Annotated in this window: 14 protein-coding genes; 7 read left to right on the top strand and 7 right to left on the bottom strand. The window is 42.9% G+C overall.

Annotated elements, in window-relative coordinates:
* Nucleotides 1-29: 29 nt before the first annotated feature.
* Nucleotides 30-290, bottom strand: coding sequence for a hypothetical protein (locus V7K41_RS20030; RefSeq protein WP_322730825.1), 261 nt, complete (start codon nt 288-290; stop codon nt 30-32).
* Nucleotides 291-1224: 934 nt separating this feature from the next.
* Here V7K41_RS20030 and V7K41_RS20025 point away from each other — a divergent pair.
* Complete coding sequence (locus V7K41_RS20025; protein ID WP_334850954.1) at nt 1225-6945, top strand: PAS domain S-box protein; 5721 nt, start codon at nt 1225-1227, stop codon at nt 6943-6945.
* A gap of 474 nt (nt 6946-7419) precedes the next feature.
* On the opposite strand, the gene V7K41_RS20020 is transcribed toward V7K41_RS20025, so the two are convergent.
* From V7K41_RS20020 to V7K41_RS20010, 3 genes are all read right to left on the bottom strand, one after another.
* Nucleotides 7420-9066 (bottom strand): ABC1 kinase family protein, encoded by a 1647-nt coding sequence (locus tag V7K41_RS20020; RefSeq protein WP_334850953.1) that lies wholly within the window; start codon nt 9064-9066, stop codon nt 7420-7422.
* Nucleotides 9067-9098: 32 nt separating this feature from the next.
* Nucleotides 9099-9359, bottom strand: a complete 261-nt coding sequence (gene yidD, locus V7K41_RS20015) for a membrane protein insertion efficiency factor YidD (RefSeq protein ID WP_334851181.1) — start codon at nt 9357-9359, stop codon at nt 9099-9101.
* 114 nt (nt 9360-9473) lie between these two features.
* Nucleotides 9474-10595, bottom strand: a complete 1122-nt coding sequence (locus V7K41_RS20010; protein ID WP_334850951.1) for a mannose-1-phosphate guanylyltransferase — start codon at nt 10593-10595, stop codon at nt 9474-9476.
* Between the two features lie 115 nt (nt 10596-10710).
* Between V7K41_RS20010 and V7K41_RS20005 the strand changes: the two genes are divergently transcribed.
* From V7K41_RS20005 to V7K41_RS19995, 3 genes are all read left to right on the top strand, one after another.
* Nucleotides 10711-12231, top strand: a complete 1521-nt coding sequence (locus V7K41_RS20005; protein WP_334850949.1) for an LCP family protein — start codon at nt 10711-10713, stop codon at nt 12229-12231.
* Between the two features lie 214 nt (nt 12232-12445).
* Complete coding sequence (locus V7K41_RS20000; protein WP_334851179.1) at nt 12446-12952, top strand: pentapeptide repeat-containing protein; 507 nt, start codon at nt 12446-12448, stop codon at nt 12950-12952.
* Between the two features lie 168 nt (nt 12953-13120).
* Nucleotides 13121-13399 carry a hypothetical protein gene (locus tag V7K41_RS19995; RefSeq protein ID WP_334850948.1) on the top strand — a complete coding sequence of 93 codons (279 nt, stop codon included), beginning with the start codon at nt 13121-13123 and terminating at the stop codon, nt 13397-13399.
* A gap of 239 nt (nt 13400-13638) precedes the next feature.
* Here the strand turns inward: V7K41_RS19995 and V7K41_RS19990 are convergent, their stop codons facing one another.
* On the bottom strand, nt 13639-16656 hold the full coding sequence (locus V7K41_RS19990; protein WP_334850946.1) for a GAF domain-containing sensor histidine kinase: 3018 nt from the start codon (nt 16654-16656) through the stop codon (nt 13639-13641).
* A 455-nt stretch (nt 16657-17111) separates the two neighbouring features.
* On the opposite strand from V7K41_RS19990, the gene murJ reads away from it, so the two are divergent.
* The 3 genes from murJ (at nt 17112) to V7K41_RS19975 (ending at nt 20031) form a co-directional block, all read left to right on the top strand.
* A complete protein-coding gene (gene murJ / locus V7K41_RS19985; RefSeq protein ID WP_334850944.1) occupies nt 17112-18716 on the top strand; it encodes a murein biosynthesis integral membrane protein MurJ in 1605 nt (534 codons plus the stop codon).
* A gap of 313 nt (nt 18717-19029) precedes the next feature.
* A complete protein-coding gene (locus tag V7K41_RS19980; RefSeq protein ID WP_292861206.1) occupies nt 19030-19542 on the top strand; it encodes an outer membrane beta-barrel protein in 513 nt (170 codons plus the stop codon).
* 204 nt (nt 19543-19746) lie between these two features.
* Complete coding sequence (locus V7K41_RS19975) at nt 19747-20031, top strand: hypothetical protein (RefSeq protein ID WP_334850939.1); 285 nt, start codon at nt 19747-19749, stop codon at nt 20029-20031.
* Nucleotide 20032: 1 nt separating this feature from the next.
* Here the strand turns inward: V7K41_RS19975 and V7K41_RS19970 are convergent, their stop codons facing one another.
* Entirely contained in the window at nt 20033-22999 is a 2967-nt protein-coding gene (locus tag V7K41_RS19970) for a DUF3769 domain-containing protein (RefSeq protein ID WP_334850937.1), read from the bottom strand.
* A gap of 197 nt (nt 23000-23196) precedes the next feature.
* Nucleotides 23197-23313, bottom strand: a complete 117-nt coding sequence (locus tag V7K41_RS19965; protein ID WP_041566417.1) for a photosystem II reaction center protein I — start codon at nt 23311-23313, stop codon at nt 23197-23199.
* Nucleotides 23314-23473: the final 160 nt, after the last annotated feature.

Here is a 23473-nt window from a genome sequence, read left to right as displayed (position 1 = left end):
ATTAATGACCAATGACCAATGACAAATGACTATTGGTTTTGGATTGTTGACTCTGCGTAACTGCTGCCAAACTCGTTTGCCCGTGCGCTAGGTACTAGTGTCCAACCTGCTTTCAAAAGTTTTTGATAAGTTGCCCAACCTTTAGAACCACCTGGTATTTGATAATCTGGGACTGCAAAATGTCCAAAAGCTGTGTAGGGACGCCAGGGTTGATTGGGTTCTGTCTGCAAATACAAAATTTTCTCTCCGTCGCCACCAGACTTAGATAACCAGCACATTTGTCGATGCATTGCAAACTCCTTTGCTTTCAGCTAATTATGCATAATAGCAGACTTTTGTCAAGTCAATTATCACTATTGGGGATAACTTTTTGCCTAATACTTTAAGACAAAATGTAATTAAGTTCTATCCACTGCGAGATAATTGCTTAACAACTCATAGCCTGGAAGACAGCTGCTAACGGGACATAAAGATAAACAGCTTTACCTCACCTTGTTTATCAGGTGAGATTTTTCTCATGTTATCCGCGTTTTTTGCGATCGTGTGTAACAATCACTACTGTTTTGACTGAGGTTCGCAATCAGATTATTTGTTTTCACTCTAGACAATTGGGGACTATGAAAAATCTCTTTTGGTTAATCAAGTCCTGCAACGTATAGCACCAAAGGCACTGTACAGACTCAGAAAAGTACCATTTGTCCTTGTTGCAATATTTCCCGCAGGTACAGCAATATCTGTGTTTTGCAGCGTTGCTGGTACTTTGGCCTCCAGTCACACATTGAGTCAGAGATTCAATAGACCTCTTGCATAAATCAAAAATAAAGAACCCCACCCCGCATTTGAGTAAAGCAAACACTCCCCTTACCGCAAACTTTTAGGGGTTGGAGGTGGGGTGTTAGGGACTTTTGCAAGAGGTCTAATGAATGTATTGTCAAGCAAAGACTGGGAACGAGTCAAGCCTCATCAAGCTAGGTTTTTTGGACTTGTGTGTACGCCGTAGCTTTGGCTGTTTGGGATTCTTGGGATTTAATTAAGTAATGAAGCAAATATGATATAAACAGTTATCCTACTTATCTGCAACTTTTACATACACCTGGCGCTGAAGTATGGTTGTAAACGACGATGATTTTATTTACAATCTGGTGGCGGAGTTTTGCTTTCTGATTTCATGTTCAGTTTTATTCAAGAACTTCTTCCTGATTTTAAATTAACTTATTAACTGATATGGATGCTCAAAAAATAAAAATTTTATTAGTTGATGACAACTTAGAGAATTTACATTTTTTATCAGACATACTTCAACACCAAGGTTATCAGGTAGAAAGTGTCATTTCTGGGCAATTGGCAATTAATACGGTACTCGCTTCTTCCCCAGATTTGCTTTTGCTAAATGTTATCATTATAGAGAGGGATGATTATGAAATATATCAATATTTGAAAGCTAACGATCGAACTCAAGAGATTCCGATAATTATTTTCGGAATTTTTGATGATTTTTTTAAAAAAATAAATGTCTTAATTTTAGGCGATATTGACTATATTACTCAACCATTCCAAACTAAAGAAGTTTTATTACGCGTCCAAAATCAACTCACTCTCCAAAGACTGAAAAAACAGTTAAAAGAAAAAAATTTCCAACTGCAACAGGAAATTCAAGAGCGTCAACGGATTACAGTTGAGTTAAATATTTGCAACAAACAAATAGAAGATATTTTTAAAGAAATTCCTGTTAGCATTAGCAAAACCTTTTGTAGAGAAATTTATCAAAGCGAACGCCTTGTAGTCGAAGCCGCCCTCAAGAAGAGTGAAAGTCAGTATCGCCTTCTAGTGGAGACATGCCAGGACACGATCTGGTCGGTGGACATTAATGGACTAATTACCTTTGTTAACCCAGCAGTCAAGCAGATTTATGGCTACGAACCCCAAGAAATGATCGGGCGTGCCTTGATTGATTTCATTTTGCCTATACAAGTTGCTCAAGATCAAGTAGCCTTTGAGCGTGTTCTTCAGGGAAAGTCTATCTTCCAGCATGAAACTATCTGTGTAGCTAAAGATGGTACCTTACTTTATCTAATGTTGAATGCGATCGCATTACGCAACGAAGAGGGTCAGGTTATAGGCATGACAGGTACTGCTAGTAATATTACACAGCGTCGAGGAGTAGAAAAATTACTCCAAGAAAGCGCGATTAAGCTCCGCAATCATAATCTAGTACTAACACAATTGGCACAAAATCAGACGCTTTATCAGGGTGATTTGAAAGCAGCCTTGAGTAAAATCACAGAAACAGCTGTCAAAAATATTGGCATGGAACGAGCTAGTGTCTGGCTGTATGACGAAACACGCATAAAAATCCAGTGTTTCGATCTATTTGAGGGTAGTTGCAATCACCATAGCGAAGGACTTTTATTATCAGCGGCAGACTATCCAGTTTATTTTACAGCTTTGCAGCAAGACCAACCAATCGCCGCAGATGATGCTCATACCGATCCCAGAACTAAAGAATTTTCTGCATTTTACTCAAGATTAAACATCACCTCTATACTCGATACACCCATTAGGCTGGAGGGAAAGACCGTAGGAGTTTTATGTCTGGAGGCAGTGGGAACTACTCATCATTGGACGTTAGAAGACCAAAATTTCGCTCGCTCTCTGGGTAATTTGCTATCCTTGGTATTGGAGGCAAAAGAACGCCAACGCGCAGAAGCAGCGCGACGGGCTTTTGAAGAAAAGTTAGCGTCAGCTTTCCGGTCATCTCCCGATCCAATTGCCTTAATTACTGTTCAGGGCAAACGCTACATCGAAGTAAACGACAGCTTTTGTCAGTTTTTTGGTTATTCTCGCTCTCAAGCGATCGATCGCACCGATAAAGAATTGAATCTTTGGGTGAATCCAGAAGAATATAATTTTCTCACCCACATTCTGCAACAAGCAAAAGCCATCCGCAACTATGAGATTGATGTCTGCACTTCAACAGGAGAAATTAGGACAACACTGTTGAGTGCAGAAATGATCGAGATTGATGGACAATGGTACGTACTCGGAACCGCAAAAGATATTACTGAACGCAAGCAGGCAGAAAATGAAAGCCGTTTGTTGCTGTTGACAACCCAAGCTATCACTCGCGCTAGTGATGTCAACAGTGCCTTAGCAGTGGTCTTGCGCTTAATTTGTCACACCATTGGCTGGGATTTTGGTGAAGCCTGGATACCTAATGAAGATGGGACTGTTTTAGAACACAGTCTGGGATGGTACGGAGAAGATAGCAGTTTAGAAGAATTTTGCTCCCAAAGCCAAACTGTGAAATTCCCTCTGGGAGTGGGATTACCAGGAAGAGTTTGGCAGAACCAAGAACCAGAATGGATCGAAGATGTTTCTAAAGTTACACGACCAATTTTTTTGCGATCGCCACAAGCTGCAAAGGTGGGATTAAAAGCTGGGTTTGGTGTTCCCATACTGGCTGGGAACCAAGTATTAGCTGTTTTAGTGTTTTTTAAACGTAGTTCAGTATTGATAGATCGGCGTTTGCTTTTGCTAGTCAGTGCTGTTGCTGCTCAGTTGGGTGGGTTGATTGAGCGCAAAACCTTAGAACAAGAACTAGCACTCAGAGAAGCTCGTCTCAATGCCTTTTTTAGCAGTGCTCCCGTCGGCATGAATATTGTAGATAACCAGCTGCGATTTGTGCAGATCAACCAACTGCTAGCGGAAATTAATGGACTACCCCAGCAAGATCATATTGGCAAGACTATCCATGAAGTCTTACCCCACATCGCCCCTTTAATGGAACCAATTTATCAACAGGTTCTGATAAGTGGTCAACCCATTCTCAATCAAGAATTAAGCGGCGCATCAATTAAACAACCGGATATTATCCGCCACTTCTTAGCTTCTTATTTTCCGATTGTTGGTGAAGACGATCGCCCCTCTGGTGTCGGCACAGTTTTAGTAGAAATTAGCGAACTGCAAGCAGCGTTGCGCGAACGCAAACGCGTCGAACAAGAACTACGTTCAGCCAACGAACGCCTACAATATCTGCTCACCTCTAGCCCTGTAGTCATTTATAGCAGCAAAACATCAGAGGATTTTAGCACTACTTTTATCAGTGAAAACGTTAAAGAAATGGTGGGCTACGAAGCGCAGGAATTTATCGATCATTCCAGTTTCTGGCTCCATCACGTCCACCCACAAGATATTGAACTCATCTCGGAAAAATTTTCCCACCTTGTTGAGCAAGAGTACATTTCTTATGAATATCGCTGGTTACACGCTGACGGAACTTATCACTGGTTCTACGAAAAGATGAGGTTAATTCGTGACGAAGCTGACTACCCGATAGAATGCGTTGGTTATTGGGCAGACATTAACGATCGCAAATTGGCAGAACTAGCTTTGCAGTCAGGTCAACAACGATATCAACTACTAGCAGAAGCCTCACCAGCTTGTATCTTTCATACTGATGTGGATGGCAATGTTTTATATTTTAATCAACGCTGGAGTGAAATTACTGGATGTAGTTTAGAAGGATCTCTGGGAACAGGTTGGGCAAATGCCGTACATCCAGACGACCGCGAACAGCTATTGTTGGCATGGAATCAAGCAACAGCCGCGAAGTCAAGCTATAAATACGAACATCGTTTCTTGCATGATGATAGTACAGTTGTCTGGGTAATTTGTCATGCTTTGCCAGAATTTAGAGATGATGGAGAAATTAAAGGCTACATCGGTACAATTACAGATATTACCGAGAGAAAATTGGCAGAAGAAGCCTTGCGTGAGAGTGCAGAGCGAGAAAGAGCGATCGCTCAAGTGATTCAAAGAATGCGCCAAACACTGGATTTAGAGACGATATTTGCGGCTACAACCGAAGAATTACGCCAAGTACTCAACTGCGATCGGGTTGTTGTCTATCGTTTCAATCCCGACTGGAATGGCGAATTTGTTTCTGAATCGGTGGGTAACGGTTGGATTTCTCTTATAGAGGAACACAACAACGATCCTCACCTCACAGAGGATGTCTTACAAGATGGGCGTTGCCTAGCGAAAATTTTGGATGGCGGGGATAACCACGTGGAATATCCCGATCTGCAAGTAACCCCAGGCGCAAGTTTCCTCTGTGTCCCAGACATTTACAACGCTGAGTTTCATCCTGCTTATATCAACCTCTTAGAGCGCTTTCAGGCCAAAGCATATATTATTGTTCCCATTTTACATGGTAGTCAGCTTTGGGGATTGTTGGCGAGTTATCAAAATTCCGATCCCCGCCAATGGAAACCAGGAGAAATCAACATCGTAGTTCAAATTGGCAATCAGTTAGGTGTTGCTTTACAGCAGGCACAATTGCTAGCACAAACTCAAAGGCAGTCACAAGCATTGCAAGAAGCTGTAATCGTTGCTGATGCTGCTAACCGTGCCAAAAGCGAATTTCTGGCCAACATGAGTCACGAACTGCGTACCCCACTCAACGCCATCCTTGGTTTTACCCAAGTCATGAGCCACGATCGTGAATTATCAACTGAACATCAGCAAAATCTAGCAATCATCAATCGTGCTGGCGAACATCTCCTGAATTTAATCAACGACATTTTGGAAATGTCTAAAATCGAAGCTGGCAGAATAACCTTAAATCTCAACAGTTTTGACTTAATTCGCCTCTTGGAAAACCTCGAAGAGATGTTGCGCTTCCGCGCCATCTCCAAAGGATTGGAATTGGTCTTTGAATATACATCTCACCTTCCCCAATATATCCAAGTTGACGAAAGTAAACTGCGTCAAGTCTTGCTTAATCTCCTGGGAAATGCAATCAAATTTACTGATACTGGAAGGGTGACACTGCGGGTGGGAATGGAGAGTGGGGAGTGGGGAGCAGGGGGAGCAGGAGAGCAGGGGAGGCAGAGGAGCAGGGGAGCAGGGGAGCAGGGGAGAATAATTAATCCCCAATTTCCAATGCCCAATGCCCAATCCCTAACCTTCGAGGTACAAGATACTGGCTGCGGTATTGCCCCACAAGAAATTGACTTGCTATTTGAAGCTTTTGGGCAAACTGAAACCGGAAGAAAATCACAACAGGGAACAGGACTAGGTTTAGCAATTAGCCGCAAATATGTGCAACTAATGGGAGGAAATATTAGCGTCACTAGCACTATTGGCGAGGGAAGTAAATTTGCTTTTGATATTCAATTTGGTCTAGCCGCAGCCAGCGAAATCCAGATCCAACAAACTAGACCCCAAGTTATTAGTTTAGCGCCTGCTCAAAGTGAATACCGTATTTTAGTGGTTGATGACTCCACAGACAGCCGTTTAGTGCTAATAAAAATTCTCACATCCATTGGTTTTGCAGTCCAGGAAGCAATAAATGGCATTGAAGCGATCGCACTTTGGCAGACATGGCAACCACATCTAATTTTAATGGATATGCGGATGCCAATTATGGATGGCTACGAAGCCACAAAAGTTATTAAAACTAGAGAAGAAACCTCAATCCAAAATACCGAATCCCAAACCCCCAATTGGAAGACAATTATTATTGCCTTAACTGCTCATGCTTTTGAGGAACAACGAGAGGCAATAATCAAAGCGGGTTGCAATGATTATATTAACAAGCCTTTCCGCGAGGAAGTATTAATAGAAAAGTTAAGCGAATATTTGGGAGTTCAATATATTTATCAAGAAGAAAGCTATCAGCTAACAAACCTAGAGCAACAAAGGCCAAAATCAATATTGACGCTCACGGATTTAGTGACTCTATTATCTGAAATGTCGCCGGAATGGGTGAAACAGGTATACACTGCCGCAGCTCAATGTAGTGATGACCTGATTTTAGAATTGATTGAGCAAATCCCTTCGGAAAATGCTGTATTGCAAAATTTTATTCAGAATTTAGCTCATGATTTTCAGTTTGAGAAAATTATGGAATTAACGAGTATTGCAAGAGTATTATCCAATTAATAAAAATTGATGGGTAAGCAAGTTCGTAGTAAGGACTTTAGTCTTTAATTTACTAAGCACTTTAGTGCTTACTACAAACTTTTCATTACTAGCTTAGACATTGTAAATAAGTGAGCAGAATAAAACCGAATTGTGTGAAGAAAAGTAAATAAGGCTCAAACCCTTTTTCCCCCTGCTCCCTGCCCCCTGCCCCCTGCCCCCTGCCCCCTGCCCCCTGCTCCCTGCCCCCTGCTCCCTGCTCCCTGCCCCCTGCTCCCTGCTCCCTGCCCCCTGCCTTATCCTAACGATAATTATTTACGCCCACCTACTTAGTAACGGATTGATAGCTATGGTATTGATGCAAAGCTGGAGACGCTCCGCCTCCGGTGAGGATGAAAACGGCAGGAGTCATTCAATTTTAAATTTTAGACTTCGGCGTGAGCGCTCAGTCGAACGCTTTTTCCTTCAATTCAAAGTCCAAAATTCAAAATGGTTTTATCGTAAACGTCCCGATCGCAATGTACTAATAATTAACCACAAACCCAATAAACTAGCGACTGCAAACAGTGTGGTGCTTAAAAAAGATAACTGAGTTGTCTGCGCTCTGGTGGAAATAATTGCCGCACCCATAATCAACGAACCCACTAAAATACTAAAAGATAGTCGGTTAGCCGCATCGTCCATAGTGCGCCGCACACCATCTAATCCCCGCAGCGAGAGATTCCACTGTAAGGTTTCTGAGGTAACTCGGTCTAATAACAGTTCGATTTGGCGGGGAGATTGGAGAGACAGACTTTTAATATCTAAGGCTGTCCTCAGGAGCGATCGCACTGGATTATCGCCCAGCAATTGCCGACGAAACAAGTCTGTAATTAATGGTTTGACTTCATCAAAAAAATTAAGCTCTGGGTTGAATGTCCGCGCTACCCCTTCTAAATTTGCTAGGGTTTTGGCATACAAACCCATATTACTAGGTAATCTAATTTTATTGTTGCGAGCAACTTGTAAAACTTCATAAATTATCTGACTGAAATTTATTTGCGTCAGGCTGACATTATGATACTTACGTAACATGCGATCGTAATCATTTTCTAACCGCGACAAAATTACTGGCTGACCAGAATCTGATAGCTGTAAAGTTAACTGAGCGCACCGTTGAGCATCTAAATCAACGATCGCTAGCAACATTTCCGTTAATATCTGCTGTGTACGGGGATCGAGTCTTCCCACCATGCCACAATCTAAGAGGGCAACACGACCATCTTTGAGATAAAACAAGTTTCCTGGATGCGGATCGGCGTGAAAAAAGCCATCAATATATAGTTGCTGGAAAAATACCCGAAATAACAAAGTAGTTATTTCTTTACGCTTTTCGGTAGGATCTTTAACATTGGGGTCACTATCCAAATCCGCCGCCAAGAACGGTATCCCATCCAACCATTCCATTACCAGTAACTTTGGTGTGGTCAATTCCCAGTTAATTTCCGCAACCACTATTTGTGTGGGATCGTACCAGCGACTCTTAGATAAGTTGCGCCGCAATTGGTCTGTAAAACCCGCTTCCCGTGTAAAATCTAACTCGGCTTCTAAAGCTTTGGTAAATTCTTCGGCGATGGATTTGATTTCGTAGGTTTGCCCAAAATCAGTTCGCGCCACTAAATCGGCAATACCTTGAATTAAAGCAATATCTTGGGCAATAGTCAGATCAATTCCCGGACGTTGCACTTTCAGAGCGACTTCTCGACCGTCTGCTAATGTAGCTCGATGTGTCTGGGCAATTGATCCGGCTGCGACTGGGATCGGGTTAACTGTACTGAAGGTTTCTGCTAGTGGAAGTTTTAATTCTTTACGGAGGATTATTTCTATTTCTGACCAAGGAACTGGTGGTACTTCATCTTGTAAAGTTGACAATTCCTCAATGTAAGCGGCGCTCAGTAAGTCAGGGCGGGTAGACATTAACTGACCAAGTTTGACGTAAACTGGGCCCAAGTCTACCAGGATATTTTTTAAAACCGCAGGTGTTGGAAGTTGAGGTTCATCAGCTTTGCCACCAGTAAGTAACCTTCGCATATAGTCCCAGCCATTGCGAAGGAAGACTTCAAGGATTTCTCGTTGACGGGGAACAGTTTGGGTGAGGAACATTTTTGTAAAATAACTGCAAAGAGGCAGAGGAGTTAAAGAGGTAGGCAGCAGGGGATGACAAGACAACGAAAATCGGCTTTAGTTTTGATGCTTGTTAAAGTTTTGCTAGCTGCCGCACATTCTTGAAATCTTTTTAAGGATGATCGTACGGCTTGGTGGAGCTTCTGTTCACTCAGCATCTGTTTGACGTAGTTTGAGCAGGAATCCCCGCCGTGTAATAAGCGATGGGAACAAGAAAATCCTTTGGACGGAGAAATATATTTTTGATAGGCAGTAATAGAATCGATTGCCATTGTCTTGGCCAGAGGCTCAAAGCTAATAATGTCCATAACTGTCAGATAAAATAACAGACTGTCAAGTTATAATGGGAAAACAGACTTTTTCGCCTCTGCCAAGGGTTCTAACTTTTATAGCAGGTCGGTAAATCGGGAATCGCTTTGGAGAATTTTAAGGATCTGCTTGATTTCCTGGGTACGTTCTTTTTTGACAACGAGGGTGATATTGCGATCGCGCACAATCACCACATCTTCTAAACCAATAGTAACAACTACATCCTCTGGATTTGAGGCGTAAATAATCGCCCCTTGCGTATCTAAACCTACGTGAGTAGCGAGTTCCACATTGGGACTCTCCTCTTTTTTCAGTAAGCGTTCGATCGCATTCCAATCTCCTAAATCATCCCAACCAAAATCAACTGGCAAAACGTATGCTAGAGTGGTCTTTTCCATTAACGCATAGTCTATACTCTTCTTAGGCAACTGAGGATAGATATCAGGACCATGTTGTTCTAAAGGTTCGATAATTTCTGGAGCATGGGTATGTAGTTCCTTGAGAACAACCCCCGCCCGAAAAACGAACATTCCACTATTCCAGCTAAAACGTCCCGTAGATAAAAAAGTCTCTGCCGTTTCTCGGTTGGGTTTTTCAGTAAAGCGGTTCACGTAATAAGCTGGCAACTCATTAAAGCTACCTATTTTTTCACCTTGTTCAATGTAGCCGTAACCGGTTGATGGAAAAGTAGGCTTGATCCCCAGTGTAACGATCGCTGCTGTGCTTGCTGCCAGTTGCGTAGCCGCACTTAATGTGTGTGCAAACGCCTCTTGGTCAGCAATCCAGTGGTCAGCAGGGAAAAAGCCAATCACAGCGTCTTCTCCATAGCGCTGTTTGATTTCTAAACTTGTCCAAGCAACGGCTGCGGCAGTGTCTCTGCCTTCCGACTCAATCAGCAAGTTTTCAACTGGTAGATCGGGTAGTTGTTGTCTTACGCCTTCAGCTATCTGACTAGAAGTGATGACCCACAGGGAATCCCACCCCGTTCGGGTTCGCCAGTCGCCTGCGGAGGGAAACCCTCCCGCAGCGCTGGACTCACCGCCACCGAGTTCAATCAATCGATCGGCGGTTGCTTGTAATAGACTTCTAGAGCTACCATCAAGACTTAAAAATTGCTTGGGTCGGTCTTTGCGGCTTAGGGGCCAAAAACGTTCACCTTTACCACCAGCTAGGATTACGGGGAACAATAAAGTATTCATGTTGTCATACACGCCTACCGAAGAACATTACAAGTTTACAGTGAGCTTTTCCACTGGCAATATTTGTAGCTTGGATTAACATACTTTTAGGGAGTGGTTGAGTGGGGAGATAATTGTGATAAAACAAGTCGAATGGTCGGAAAATCCGGTTACGTCTCAACAAGTAGTAGAGTTTGAAAGTGACGTGCGATCGTCGCAACTTCAACGGACAGAAAATCAAGTAACGCCAGCACCAGTAGCCGACTCAGAGGAGGAGGTTGAACTAAACCAGCCAGCGAATCCGAACCACCGTAGCGTCGTCGAATCTGTGGGCGCGATTCCCAATCAGCTTTCTGAGAGACTGGGCTTAACCATGCCTCGATGGCTGTTATGGTTTATGACGGTTGTCATTGGCATCATCTTATCTGGGCTGCTGGTGTCAACGTTAGCGCTGTGGACTCCTTTATGGAGCAATTTAGATCGAACAGACGAAGATTTAGGAACTGCTGCTAAAGACGAAGTAAAAATCCCATTACCAGGGGAGTTATGGAGCAAACTTTCCCAGTACAAGCTTTCACGACCGATGAATATTTTAATCATGGGGATTGAACCAGTCAGCGGTACCGTTGATGGCTCACCAGAAAGCTTTGCAGGCAAAAGCGACTCCATGCTACTGGTACGACTGAACCCTAGTGAAAAATCTGTACGGGTGCTTTCCATTCCCAGAGATACAATGATCGCCATCCCCGAAAAGGGAGAAAAGGGATTAACTAAGGTATCTGATGCCAATGCCAAAGGCGGCCCAGTCTTGGCAGCACGGGTAGTTAGCCGTACCTTAAACAACGCCCCAATCGATCGCTACATCCGCATTTCTACTAGCGGCTTACGCCAGTTAGTCGATCAGTTAGGCGGAGTAGAAGTCTTTGTTCCCCAATCAATGGAATATAAAGACTCCAGCAGTCGGCTGTCGATTAATTTAGTCAGTGGCTGGCAAACCCTCAATGGCGAACAAGCAGAACAGTTTGCCCGATTCCGCGAACCAGGTTTTGGAGATTTACCGAGAGTACAGCGTCAGCAAGCACTAACAGCAGCCCTGCTGCAACGTTTAAATAGTCCTACCGTTTTACCCAGGTTGCCTCAATTAACTCGCTTAATGCGAAAATATTTTGATACCAACCTGAAGATGGAAGAAATGATGGCGTTGGTCAATTTCGGACTTAACCTAGATCGGGATAATTTCCAAATGACTGTGTTGCCTGGTACCTTTAGCCGTTTTAGCAAAGACCCTGATAGCTATTGGCTGAATATGACTGGACAACAGAGCCTGTTGAATGATTATGTTGGGGTAAATGTACCTGGTCTAAAGCCAGATATGCGTCAGGTTCCTAACCTCAAAATTGCTATTCAAAATGCTTCAAATCAACCTCAGCTAACTGAAAAAGTTATTGCTTATCTCAAACAGAAAGGCTTTAATAATATTTACAAAGTGCCTGATTGGCCAGATACCCAACGTCAAACTCAGATTATTGTCCAAAAAGGCAACCGACGAGTTGGAGTTGATTTGCAAAAAGTCTTAGGCTTGGGTCAAATCGAGGTGTCTGCCATTGGTGATTTAGAATCCGATCTGACAATCCGCATTGGTAAAGATTGGAAATAGTCATTGGTCATTGGTCATTGGTCATTGGTCATTGGTCATTAGTCATTAGTCATTAGTCATTGTTAACTAACAAAGGACAAAGGACTAATGACAAAGCGCAAAGTCTGAACGCTGGAAGCCAGCGTTCAGACTTTGTAAGAGAGGACAAATGAGATAGACGCGCCAGCGGCTGACCGCAGGGTAGGACAAAAGACTAATGACAAATAATAAAGTTATGAAAAAGATTTTACTGCGCTTTTTGGGTTTGATTGTGATTTTATTACTAGCATTTGGGTGGATAATACTTAATCCCAAACCGGCTTTTGCTCAGATAAACACAATTAATTACAACAATATAAATTTAGAAAATCGTGACTTTTCTCATGCTGATTTGGCAGGTGTGACTTTTGTAGCAGCAGAAATGCGAGGGACAAATTTTCAAGGAGCGAATTTAACCAACGCAATTCTGACTAAAGGAGTTTTATTAAAGGCAAATTTGGAAGATGCGAACTTGAGCGGCGCTTTAGTCGATCGCGCCACTATGGATGGTGCTAACCTGAAAAATGCCATATTTACTGAAGCAACTTTGACCCGTAGCCGCTTTTATGATGCTGATGTGACTGGTGCTGATTTTACCGATGCTTTAATTGACCGCTATCAAGTCTCGCTAATGTGTGAAAGAGCCGATGGAGTAAATCCAGTTACGGGTATACCAACGCGAGATAGTTTGGGCTGTAAATAAAGAGTCTCAGTGTTGACATAAAAACAGAGACATTTTACCGAAAAGATGGAAAATACAAATTCCTTATTGAACTATGTATTATTTACTATCGATTTAATTTTAATTTGGGATTGAGTCAGAGATAAAAATATAAATATTTATGAGCAAACACAAAATAAACTTCAGTTTATGGTTCAACCGAAGTTGCTTAGATTTATTGGATTCTTTATTGGACAAATAGGGATCAGTAAATGGTTTGGGAAATTGGGAAAAGTGGTTTTGGTGTATTCGTTAAATGAAATTGTTGATATTAAAGTTAAAAGTTTTAATGGCGAAGATGGTACAGTTCATCAAATTACCTTAATCTTAGAATCTGGGAAAAGCATACCTTTGATTGGTTCTTATAGTTCTGGGTTTCAAGAGAAACAAGAAATAGTTAAAACGATCAAAAGTTTTCTCGCTGCATAGTACCTGTTTAGAGGTTATTTATAAAGTAAAAATAAAATTACTGTAGGGTGTGTTAGGCGAATATTTCTAGATAATTTGTTACAAAAAATGTTATCAAAGCGCCTAACGCACCGCCATGTAACCCGGTGCGTTAGGCTAAAGCCGTAACATACCCTAACTTTTGATTGACTTTATAAAGAGTCTCTTATCCTTATTTCCCTACTTAATACTGAGTGAGAATTATCAAATACCAGTCGCCTTTAACTACTGCTAGGAATTTCAATTAAAAACTCTGTTCCTTCTCCTGGTTTAGAGGAGCATTTAATCTGACCATGATGTTTTTCAACTATTATTTGATGGCTGATAGATAATCCTAACCCTGTACCTTTACCTGGTGCTTTGGTGGTAAAGAAGGGATCAAACATGTGCGATCGCACCTCTTCTGGAATCCCCAGACCATTATCAGCTATTTTAATTAGAATCTGGTTATTAACGGCTTGCGTACTAATCCAGATAGTTAAGGGTATTGTCGGACACCTTTTGGATAACTTCAAATACCTTTGCTGTATAGTTTTAAATTTTTCCTCTAATGCATCAATACTGTTGCTTAGAAGATTCATAAACACTTGATTTAATTGCGCTGGATAGCATTCGAGCAAAGGTAAAGTAGCATATTTTTTAACAATCTCAATAGCTGGGCGTTCATTATTGTTTTTGAGCCGATGCCCTAAGATTAGCAAAGTACTATCCAATCCTTGATGAATGTCTACTGGCTTCAATTCAGCCTCATCTGTACGAGAGAAGTTTCGTAATGATAGGACAATCTCACGAATTCGCTCTGTTCCTACTTTCATAGAATCAAGAGTTTTGGGTAAATCTTCGATGAGAAAGTCCAAATCATTCTTGTCAATTTGTTCTTGCACAGTTGGCAATAGAGAGGAGTTTTCACGGTAAAGTTTCACTACATTTAATAGTTCTTGACTATATTCATTTAAATGGATGAGATTGCCAAAAAGAAAACTCACAGGATTATTTATTTCATGAGCGACTCCAGCAAGTAGTTGTCCTAATCCTGCCATTTTTTCACCCTGAATTAACCGAGTCTGAGTTTGTTTTAATTCTTGCAGAGCTTGAGTAAGTTCTAAGGTTTGACGTTTAGTTTGTTCGAGTAATTCTGCTTGCTGAATCGCAATTCCTAATTGCACCCCTACTTGAGCTAGTAAATTAATTTCTTCCTCTTTCCAATAACGCGGCTGGGAATTTTGATAAGCAACTAATAATCCCCATAATTTTTCACCTTCTCGAATTGGAACAAAGGTTTCGTTACGCGGAAGTTCGTTATCGTCGTCTGTGTCCTCAAAAGTTTGTATAATCATTGGTTGAGCTTGTACAACAGGTTTCCAACCATCTTTAAAAGAATCTGCCACAAATTTACCGCTCCAATCTGAGTTGAAGCGGTAGATTGCAACTCGCTCGACTTCGAGCAACTCTCGTACAGCGTGAGTAGTGGTTCTAAAAATAGTTTTAATATCGAGTGACTGGCGGATTTTATCAATGGTTGCAGCCAGCAATTCTTGCCGTTCCATTGCTTTCTCGCGTTCAGTGGCTTCTGCTAACTGGACAACCTGTATTTGAACTTGCTTTAAATAAGAATCCTGTTTTAATGCGACTCCTAATTGCTCGGCTATTTGACTAGCAAATTCAATTTCAGAGGCTTGCCAGTGACGAGGAGCAGTGCATTGGTGAATACACAGCAATCCCCAAAGTTCACCTTTTTTTAATAGAGGTGCGACCATATTTGCCCGCACTTGAAATTTTTCTAGGATTTGGACGTAGCAACCTGGAAACTTTTCTTGATAAATGTCAGCGATCGCATTTACTCGACCTTGGGCGTAAAGGGATGCAAAGTTTTTACCGAAGCAATAATCATAAACTGTTTCTGCAATTACCGAGTTACATTCAGGTACAAAATCCTCAGAAATAAACTCTCCTTCCCAATCTTTTTGAGGGTCAAAACGAAAGACTGCCACTCTGTCTGCTTGCAGCATTTTCCGTGCCTCGGTGACAGTAGTTTGGAAGATTGTATCTAAATCTAGGGACTCCCGAATTCGAGTAATCACGCTAGTTAATGTCTTTTGTTGTTCTGCTTGGTACTGAGCGTATGCCAGCAACTTATGGTGCCGCACTGCTACACCAATTTGTGTGCCGATTTTGGTCAGTGATTCGACTTCATAAGATTGCCACTGTCTGGGTGAGGAATTTTGGTAAGCAGCAATGACTCCCCAAAGTTTGTCTCCTTGGAGAATGGGGGCAGTTGCAAAAGCTTTTGCCTGAAATTGCTCCAACAATATTACATGGCAGTCTGTTAATCCGGCTTGGTAAATGTCATTGGCTGTAAATGTCTGGTTGTTAGCGTAACGTCCACCTTGCGTCTGTTGTAAATAAGTATCAGCGATCGCAGGCTGAACGCCAACTAAAGGAGTCCAGCCTTCCGCAAATGATTCAGCGACGAAGTTACCACTCCAATCGTCATTGAAGCTAAAGATGGCAACTCGGTCAGCTTGCAGTAGCTGGCGTATTTCTTGAGTTGTTGTTTTAAAGATGGTTTCAATATCAAGGGGTGAGCGAATTTCATCGACAATCCGAGCAATTACTTGGTCGCGTTGAGCCGCTTGAGCCAATTCTGCAGCTTGCAATTGCACTTCATGGAGATGCTTCGCTTGTTGAATCGCAACGGTAAGATGATCGGCAATTTGACGAATAAACTCAATTTCCGATTCTTTCCAGTCACGAGCCTCACTGCACTGATGAATGCAAAGCAATCCCCACAGTTCCTTCTGGCGCGATAGAGGGACAACGAGGTTGGCCTGTACCTGAAATTTACTCAAAATTGCGGTGTGACAATCACTCAGTCCCGCCTTATAAATATCTGCTACTGCTTGCACTCTACCTTGTTGATAACTCGAAGCAAATTGTTCTCCAAAGCAGTGGTCATAAACTTTTACTGCCAGTGCTGACTCCCAGCCAAGTGCAACATCCTCAGAAACAAATTCTCCTTCCCAGTCTTTTTCTTGGTCAAACTGGAAGACTGCTACACGATCGGCATTTAGCAACTGACGCACTTGTGTAACGGTAGTTTGAAAAATTGTTTTTAAGTCAAGAGACTCCCGAATTCGGACAATTACACTCGCTAGAGCCTTTTGTTGGTCTAGTTGCTCTTGAAGTTGAGCGCTTGACAAAAGAAGTTGATTTTCCGTGAAATTTGAATTGGGTTCCATTGCTCTGGATTATGTCGTTTAATGATTCCTCATACCAAACTTCATGGAGTCAAAGGGCGTCAAAAATATGACAAACTACAAATTTTTGCAGTGTTCAACAATTTTCCCGAAGATGGTTATTGTTATAGTTCCCCTTTCTTGATCTATCCTCATAACGGGTTAAAAAATAATTTTGGCTTGTACACAACAGAGGACATGACTAAGTTAGTGTTGTCGTAATCAGGTTCAGTTAAGATCCCCCTGCCTATGGCGACCTACTTAAAAAGGGGGTAAAAGAGGGGCAGTAATTTCGTTTTGAGCGATCGCTTTGCCAATACCTGCCGTAGGATGCTCAAAGGGCTATAGGGCGAAAGTATGTAAAATAAGTAATTTGTCAAAATTTACCTGACAGACTGCGGAATTTCAGGTTAAATGTTTTAAAGTATGCACTCTGCAAGAGTTGTCGGGTATTATTCGTGACACAACAAGATCAAAAACCCTCTCGTTCTTTCGCTGGAATTGCTGGCATAGTTGCCGCAGCCACATTAATTAGTAAAGTCTTCGGTTTAGTGCGGCAGCAAGCGATCGCTGCCGCTTTTGGTGTTGGTGCTGCTGCCACCGCCTATAGTTATGCTTATATTATCCCTGGCTTTCTATTGATATTACTCGGTGGTGTCAATGGGCCGCTACACAGTGCAGTTGTCAGCGTTTTAGCCAAGCGGCGGCGAGAAGAAGCGGCTCCCCTAGTAGAAACCGTGACAACGCTGGTAGCTGGATCGCTGTTGCTGGTGACAGTTGCTCAAGTTTTATTTGCGGATGCGATCGTTGATTTAGTTGGTCATGGTTTGGAAGAGACAACTAGAGCGATCGCCATTCAACAACTCCGCATTATGGCACCAATGGCTTTATTTGCCGGATTAATTGGCATTGGCTTCGGTACTCTCAATACAGCCAATCAATATTGGTTACTCTCTATTAGCCCTTTATTATCGAGTATTACCGTTGTTGGCGGTCTTGCTATCTTGGCGATGCAACTGGGTAAGAATATTATTAAGCCGGAGTACGCTTTAATCGGGGGAATGGTATTAGCTTGGGGAACTTTGGCAGGAGCAATTCTCCAGTGGTTAGTGCAGCTAATTGTCCAGTGGCGGTTAGGATTAGGCACATTACGCTTGCGGTTTGATTTTAAATCCCCAGGCGTTCAAGAAGTCATTAAAATCATGACTCCGGCGACAATTTCCTCTGGAATGATGCCAATTAATGTCGCCACTGACCTTTATTTTGCTAGTCCTATCCCTGGTGCTGCCGCAGGATTTAACTATGCCAATCTATTAGTCCAAACTCCCTTGGGGATTATTTCTAATATCATTTTACTGCCTCTATTACCGATATTTGCCAAACTTGCCGGCCCCGAAAATTGGCAGGAGTTAAAATTACGCATTCGCCAAGGACTCCTACTCACTGCTTTTACCATGCTACCGCTAGGAGCGCTGATGGTGGCGCTATCTGTCCCCATTGTGCAGGTGGTATATGAGCGCGGTGCTTTCAAGCCAGAAGCCACACAGCTAGTTTCGTCCTTGCTAGTAGCTTATGGAATTGGGATGTTTGTCTATTTAGGGCGTGATGTTTTGGTGCGGGTATTCTATGCTTTAGGCGATGGACAGACCCCTTTTCGCATCAGTATTTTTAACATCTTGCTCAATATTTTATTAGATTGGTTTTTCGTTAAACCTTTTGGCGCTCCCGGTTTGGTATTAGCAACAGTGGGTGTAAATTGTAGCTCAATGTTAATGCTGTTATGGTTGCTCGATCGCAAACTCAATGGTTTACCTTGGCGCGAGTGGAGTTTGCCGATTCTGGGTTTGACTGCTGGTAGCGTAGTTGCTGGGGTAGCAAGCTATGGGACTTTGGTTGGTTCTCAGCAATTGTTAGGTAAAACGGGTTTAGTGATTCTGGTGTTGCAATTGTGTGTATCTGGTTTCGTGGGAATTGTAGTGTTTGCTGCGATCGCTTCATGGCTGAAAATACCAGAGGTAAATATTTTTATATCTCGTCTGCGTCAGCGCTTTTTGAAGAAATAACTGTTATCTACAGCAGTTTGCAACAAGCGTGAGGTACAAAACCGAGGACTCAAAAATTAAATTATTCTTCTCCCTCCAGCATAGCTGCCTCCTGCCTCCAGCATAGCTGCCTCCTGCCTCCTGCCTCAAAACTAGTGACTTTGTACTTCATCCAAACGAAAACTGCTGTAAATATTTCAGTTGTTACACCCAGGTGGGTGAGAAATAATTCAACTACTTGGGTGAACCAGGTGCGTGAGGTTACATTTTGTAAAAAAAGAGATTCTAGTACTAGAGAACATTGATTTTACCTAACTCTAGTGAGAATAATCCTATGAAACTTACAAAATTAGCTGCTTCTTTCCTTGCTGTTGCTTCCATTGTCCTCTCAGCCGGCGTTGCATCTGCTCAAACAGCAGGTACTAACGGTAACTACATCGGTGCTGGTGTTGCTGTTGGTGCAACCAGTGGCGGACAAGGAAACGATGAAGCACAAATTGGTGGTAATATTCAAGGACGATACGCCGTTCCCAATGCCCCTGTTTCACTGCGGGGTTCTGTGCTGTATGGTGGTGATGCTGCTGCAATTATGCCCATAGTGACTTATGATGCACCCATCGCCAAAAATACTAACGTTTACTTCGGTGGTGGTTATTCTTTTGTAACTGACGAAGGTCAAAAAACTCCATTGGGCAATCGTAATTCACCTGTAGTCACCCTTGGAATTGAATCAGAAGTTAGCAAAAATGTCATTGCCTATGGCGATACTAAATGGGGTATTGACGCCTACAGAAATAGTGATGCTGATGCTGTCAGCTTCCAAGCCGGATTAGGCTATCGCTTCTAGTAATTACGAGCTAGAAAACGGCCTATTCAGAAGCTAAAGCAATGATGTTTACCAGCCGTAATAGAATTCTTTCATACCTGAATAGAATACTCAGGTATGAATAATTTTTATTGATGATTTTGATAAAAAATGATATTGGCTAGTATTGATACTTTCTTTTAAAGTGAAATGAGTAATTGGAAATACACGTATAAGATATTACTCATGAAAAAGATTAATCCCATTTCAGAAATAGTTGGTGAAACAACTGACGTGGAATCTTGGCTACTTCGAGCAGGGCTAAAATTTTCAGACTTAGGTGACGATGCTGCAAGTATTGCAATCCGTAAGCAATGGCGAGAGTACCAAGCCGCAGTTCATAGATGCTGTGTTACCCTACACCAACCACCATTACGCGTTCAACTAAGTGGCGACTATGCCAGCTTGAGAATACCTGGTGGGGCATTAACCAATTGTGCGATCGCCTGTCGAGTCGTCCCCAGTCCCTAAACTAATAATCCTGTTGCACGCCGTTCACTACTGGCTTAATTTCCGAAAATGGATCGGTGCCGCCACCCCAGTTAAAATCACTAATTCGGATGCTGAAGCCGCCTAACTCCAGCACTGGATTGTAACGTAAGGTGATGCCATAGGTGCGACGGCTATATTCCAAAATGTAGTCGGTGCTAGTTTCTCTACCAGTATCTAAGTTAACAGATGTTTGGAAGCCTAAGCGAAAAGGGCCGTAGATTTGCTGTGATATTCCAGCGGTCAAAACTTTATTGTCCACAGAGCGATCAAACAAAAAGGGTGATAATCCGTTATTTAAGCCTTGAGAGAAACTGACATTAAAGGCGGTATAGTCTAAAAAAGGTCGAGAAAAATGACCAATTTGCCCTTGTAAGCCAATTGTACCAATTAGGGTGCTTTGGTTATCACCATTGCTGTAATAACTGGTAGTGCCTGTGACGCTAGCGATCGCTTGCAAGTAAGGGACTACAGGGGTAGCCGTGTATCGTAATCCCTCAGTGGCAGTGGGTGGTAATGGTTTTCCCTGCCACAGCAATAGCCCTCTACTGAGGGTAGCACTGCCTTGTAAACGACCAAGTGAAATGCGATCGTTTTCCCGCACTGGTTCTAGCAAGTCTGGGCGATCGGTGTTGGCATCAATATACTGGGCACTGGCCTGGTAGTTGAGGTTGATGCCACTCTTGCCTAAAGGAATCACCGGAGAGGTAATAATGCCGCCAAAACTGCTCTGGACGGTTTGAAAGCCAAGGGTACCGTTGTAAAGACGCTCACGGTAGATATACTCCAGATTCAATACGTGGGGAAGGGAAGTCCCTAATGTCTGGCGTAATCCCAACCTCACCCGCAAATTGTCTTCCACATTGTTCAAGTTAAAACTAGTTAACTCCCCAGTTCCCTGAATTATCGACCGTGGACTCAAAACAGAATTTATCTTGGTCTTCACACCAAACAGTGCGCCTAAGTCACCCGTGCCTTCTTGCACACCTCTCTGTAATAATAACTGGGGCGTAATTGTCCAGCGTGTCTGCTCTGTATCGATTACTGGAAAGCCACGCTCAATATACAAACCACCCCGATCTTCTCCATCGTAGCCGGGAGAAACTATTGCAGGTGTAACGTCCCGCTCTCGGCGGTCAATAGTACGCTCATTCAGCGGAATTGGTAAGGAGACTCTTTGATCGAATACTAAACGCTGTCGCTGTGTCCTAATGCGGTCTACCAAGGGTGATTCCCGCGTCAAAGTTACTTTATCTGCGCGTAATTCTAATTCAGGGGGCGAAAAAGGATCGTTGGTGATGCGGACATTGCTTGCTTGCCAGCCTTGCGGATAAAAGTCAATTTGTTCAGCTTCAAATCTCAGCCGATTGACTGCACCCCCTGTTTTCGGTGGCGGGATGTTGCTAGCATCTGCCTGACCACCAAATCCCACATCAATTCCTCCAGGACTACTCACACCAGAAACGGGCTGATTGGCTCTAATGCGATCGCTAGGCGGACGTTTTGAAACTCCACCAGCATTTACAGCTGTGGGTGAAAAAGCAAAATCTGTTTGTGCTGAGGGTACGTAAATTTCTCCTCTACCATTTTCCAGTTCCCCACTATCTTGAACAAAGTTATAGGTGAAGCGTTGTCCACGCAGTATCTGATCGCCCCGTGTTAAGGTTACGTTGCCTTCACCCGCAGCGATCATGTTGTCCAAATTAACTTGCAAGCGATCGGCATCCACCACCGCTCCATCAAATCGCACAATTACATTACCTACAGCTGTAATAATTCGCTGTTTCTCGTCATACTCTTGCCGATCTGAAGTGACTTCTACAATTCTTTGTCCGGCTGGCGGTGTGGTAGCTGGTGCAGTTGTAACAAATGGTTGAGCTTGTGGCTGAGTGGTATTTACTTGTGGTGTAGGCGTTGGTACTTGGTTTGGTTGCTGGACTTGAGACTGAAATTCTACAGTGATGGGCGCTGAGAGTTGGTTTGTGGGCTTACGAGACTTGAATGTTATAAAATTTTGTACTGATTGAGAACTCGGTGCAAGATCGGCAGCAGATACAGAGATATTGTCTTTTTTTAGAGACTCTTGTGTAGTAATATCGCGTTGCTGTTTTTGTTGGGTTAACTTCTCAACTAAAATTTCTGCTTTGGACTTGACTAACTTGTTGCTGTTTGTAAGAGTTGGGGCAATTTGAAGAGGGGGCGGAGATTGGGCGACAAGGGGACTTGGAAAAACTCTAAAGCTAAAGCTAGAAGAGTCCAAAAAGGTTGGTTTTTCTCCACCACTAGAGTTTGGATTTAGCGTAGACGCAAAGCGGTGAGGGGGTCGCAGTCTTGGCGGTTCCCGTCGATTGCGAACCCCCGAACCCGTTGGCGCAGCCTCTCGTAGAGAAGGGCTTGTCGTCAGACATCGCTGACTGAGTTTTTGAGAAGGTTGATCTTTTGCGTTTTGGTCTGAAGCCTCCGCTTCGACTTTTCTTTGCATCTCCCGTTTACGCAGCGCCGACATCAGGAGAAGTTCCGAGCGGTGGGGTTCGACGCTCGGACTTGTCTTTGTATCTTCTTTAACTTGGCGATTAGAGGTTGTAACTTTCTGCGTAGGATAACCAACAACCAGCGGCTGCCCCAAAAGCCCAGCAGTTGCAGAACCGATGATTGAGGAACTTTCTGGTGGAAAGGTTTCTGGTGAATGAGGTACAGAGGAAGTTTTAGCAACTACCAAGCGATCTTGAGTTGAGTCGATCGGAGTTGACAATAAAGGATTACTCTTGGTGTTACCCGAAATTGCCAACTGAGCCAAATCCTTGGGCTGCTTGGATTTGTCTGTTTTTTCGTGTATTCCAGTATCTACACCTGAAAGAAACTTTGTATGACTAGCAGATGAGGCGGGATTTACAGGTTGTAAAGATTCAACGATAGGAGGCGGATTAGGTGGCAGAACTGGATGAAGCATAAGTGAGCAAAATCGGGCTAACAAACAGCCAAATGACAAAGGGAAGGATTAAACATACATTTTGCCTTCCGACTGTCGCCTTCTGCTACCTACAGCAAGCTACTTGGAGAAAGAAACTTACTAAATTTTCGCTTAGTAAGTTTCTGTGGCGTTTAGTATTTTCCGCCTTCCAAAGTCGCGGATGATTTATCGCCCTTTTACTCTAAGTCCCGACGGCCGGGGTTACGAGCTGGATCGTTCGACAAAAATCCGAAGATGAAGATAGTTACGAAGAAGGCAACAACAATATAAACAGCGATTTTTAAAGTCAGCATAGAAATATCTCCAACGGGTAAAACAAAGAAAGCTTTTCTTTGAGTATCTGCAATGCAGAAAAGATAGCTACTTTATATTACCCAAATCTCGTCCCTTTTTTAGAAGACTCTGGGAACTGGGGAAGGTGGGGCCCCCTCTGGGGATAAGGGGTAATGGGGA

Origin of the sequence: Nostoc sp. (assembly GCF_036917415.1) — a bacterium.
Taxonomy (GTDB): Bacteria; Cyanobacteriota; Cyanobacteriia; order Cyanobacteriales; family Nostocaceae; genus Nostoc.
The sequence above is the reverse complement of the archived record's forward strand: the minus strand, read 5'-3'. Positions and strand labels throughout refer to the sequence as shown.

Coding starts and splice junctions, on each gene's coding strand:
- V7K41_RS19965 (WP_041566417.1), bottom strand. CDS start 23,313: ATGCTGACTTTAAAAATCGCTGTTTATATTGTTGTTGCCTTCTTCGTA.
- V7K41_RS20030 (WP_322730825.1), bottom strand. CDS start 290: ATGCATCGACAAATGTGCTGGTTATCTAAGTCTGGTGGCGACGGAGAG.
- V7K41_RS20020 (WP_334850953.1), bottom strand. CDS start 9,066: ATGTTCCTCACCCAAACTGTTCCCCGTCAACGAGAAATCCTTGAAGTC.
- V7K41_RS20000 (WP_334851179.1), top strand. CDS start 12,446: ATGAAAAAGATTTTACTGCGCTTTTTGGGTTTGATTGTGATTTTATTA.
- V7K41_RS19975 (WP_334850939.1), top strand. CDS start 19,747: ATGAAAAAGATTAATCCCATTTCAGAAATAGTTGGTGAAACAACTGAC.
- V7K41_RS19980 (WP_292861206.1), top strand. CDS start 19,030: ATGAAACTTACAAAATTAGCTGCTTCTTTCCTTGCTGTTGCTTCCATT.
- V7K41_RS19990 (WP_334850946.1), bottom strand. CDS start 16,656: ATGGAACCCAATTCAAATTTCACGGAAAATCAACTTCTTTTGTCAAGC.
- V7K41_RS19970 (WP_334850937.1), bottom strand. CDS start 22,999: ATGCTTCATCCAGTTCTGCCACCTAATCCGCCTCCTATCGTTGAATCT.
- yidD (WP_334851181.1), bottom strand. CDS start 9,359: ATGGCAATCGATTCTATTACTGCCTATCAAAAATATATTTCTCCGTCC.
- V7K41_RS19995 (WP_334850948.1), top strand. CDS start 13,121: ATGGTTCAACCGAAGTTGCTTAGATTTATTGGATTCTTTATTGGACAA.
- V7K41_RS20010 (WP_334850951.1), bottom strand. CDS start 10,595: ATGAATACTTTATTGTTCCCCGTAATCCTAGCTGGTGGTAAAGGTGAA.
- V7K41_RS20025 (WP_334850954.1), top strand. CDS start 1,225: ATGGATGCTCAAAAAATAAAAATTTTATTAGTTGATGACAACTTAGAG.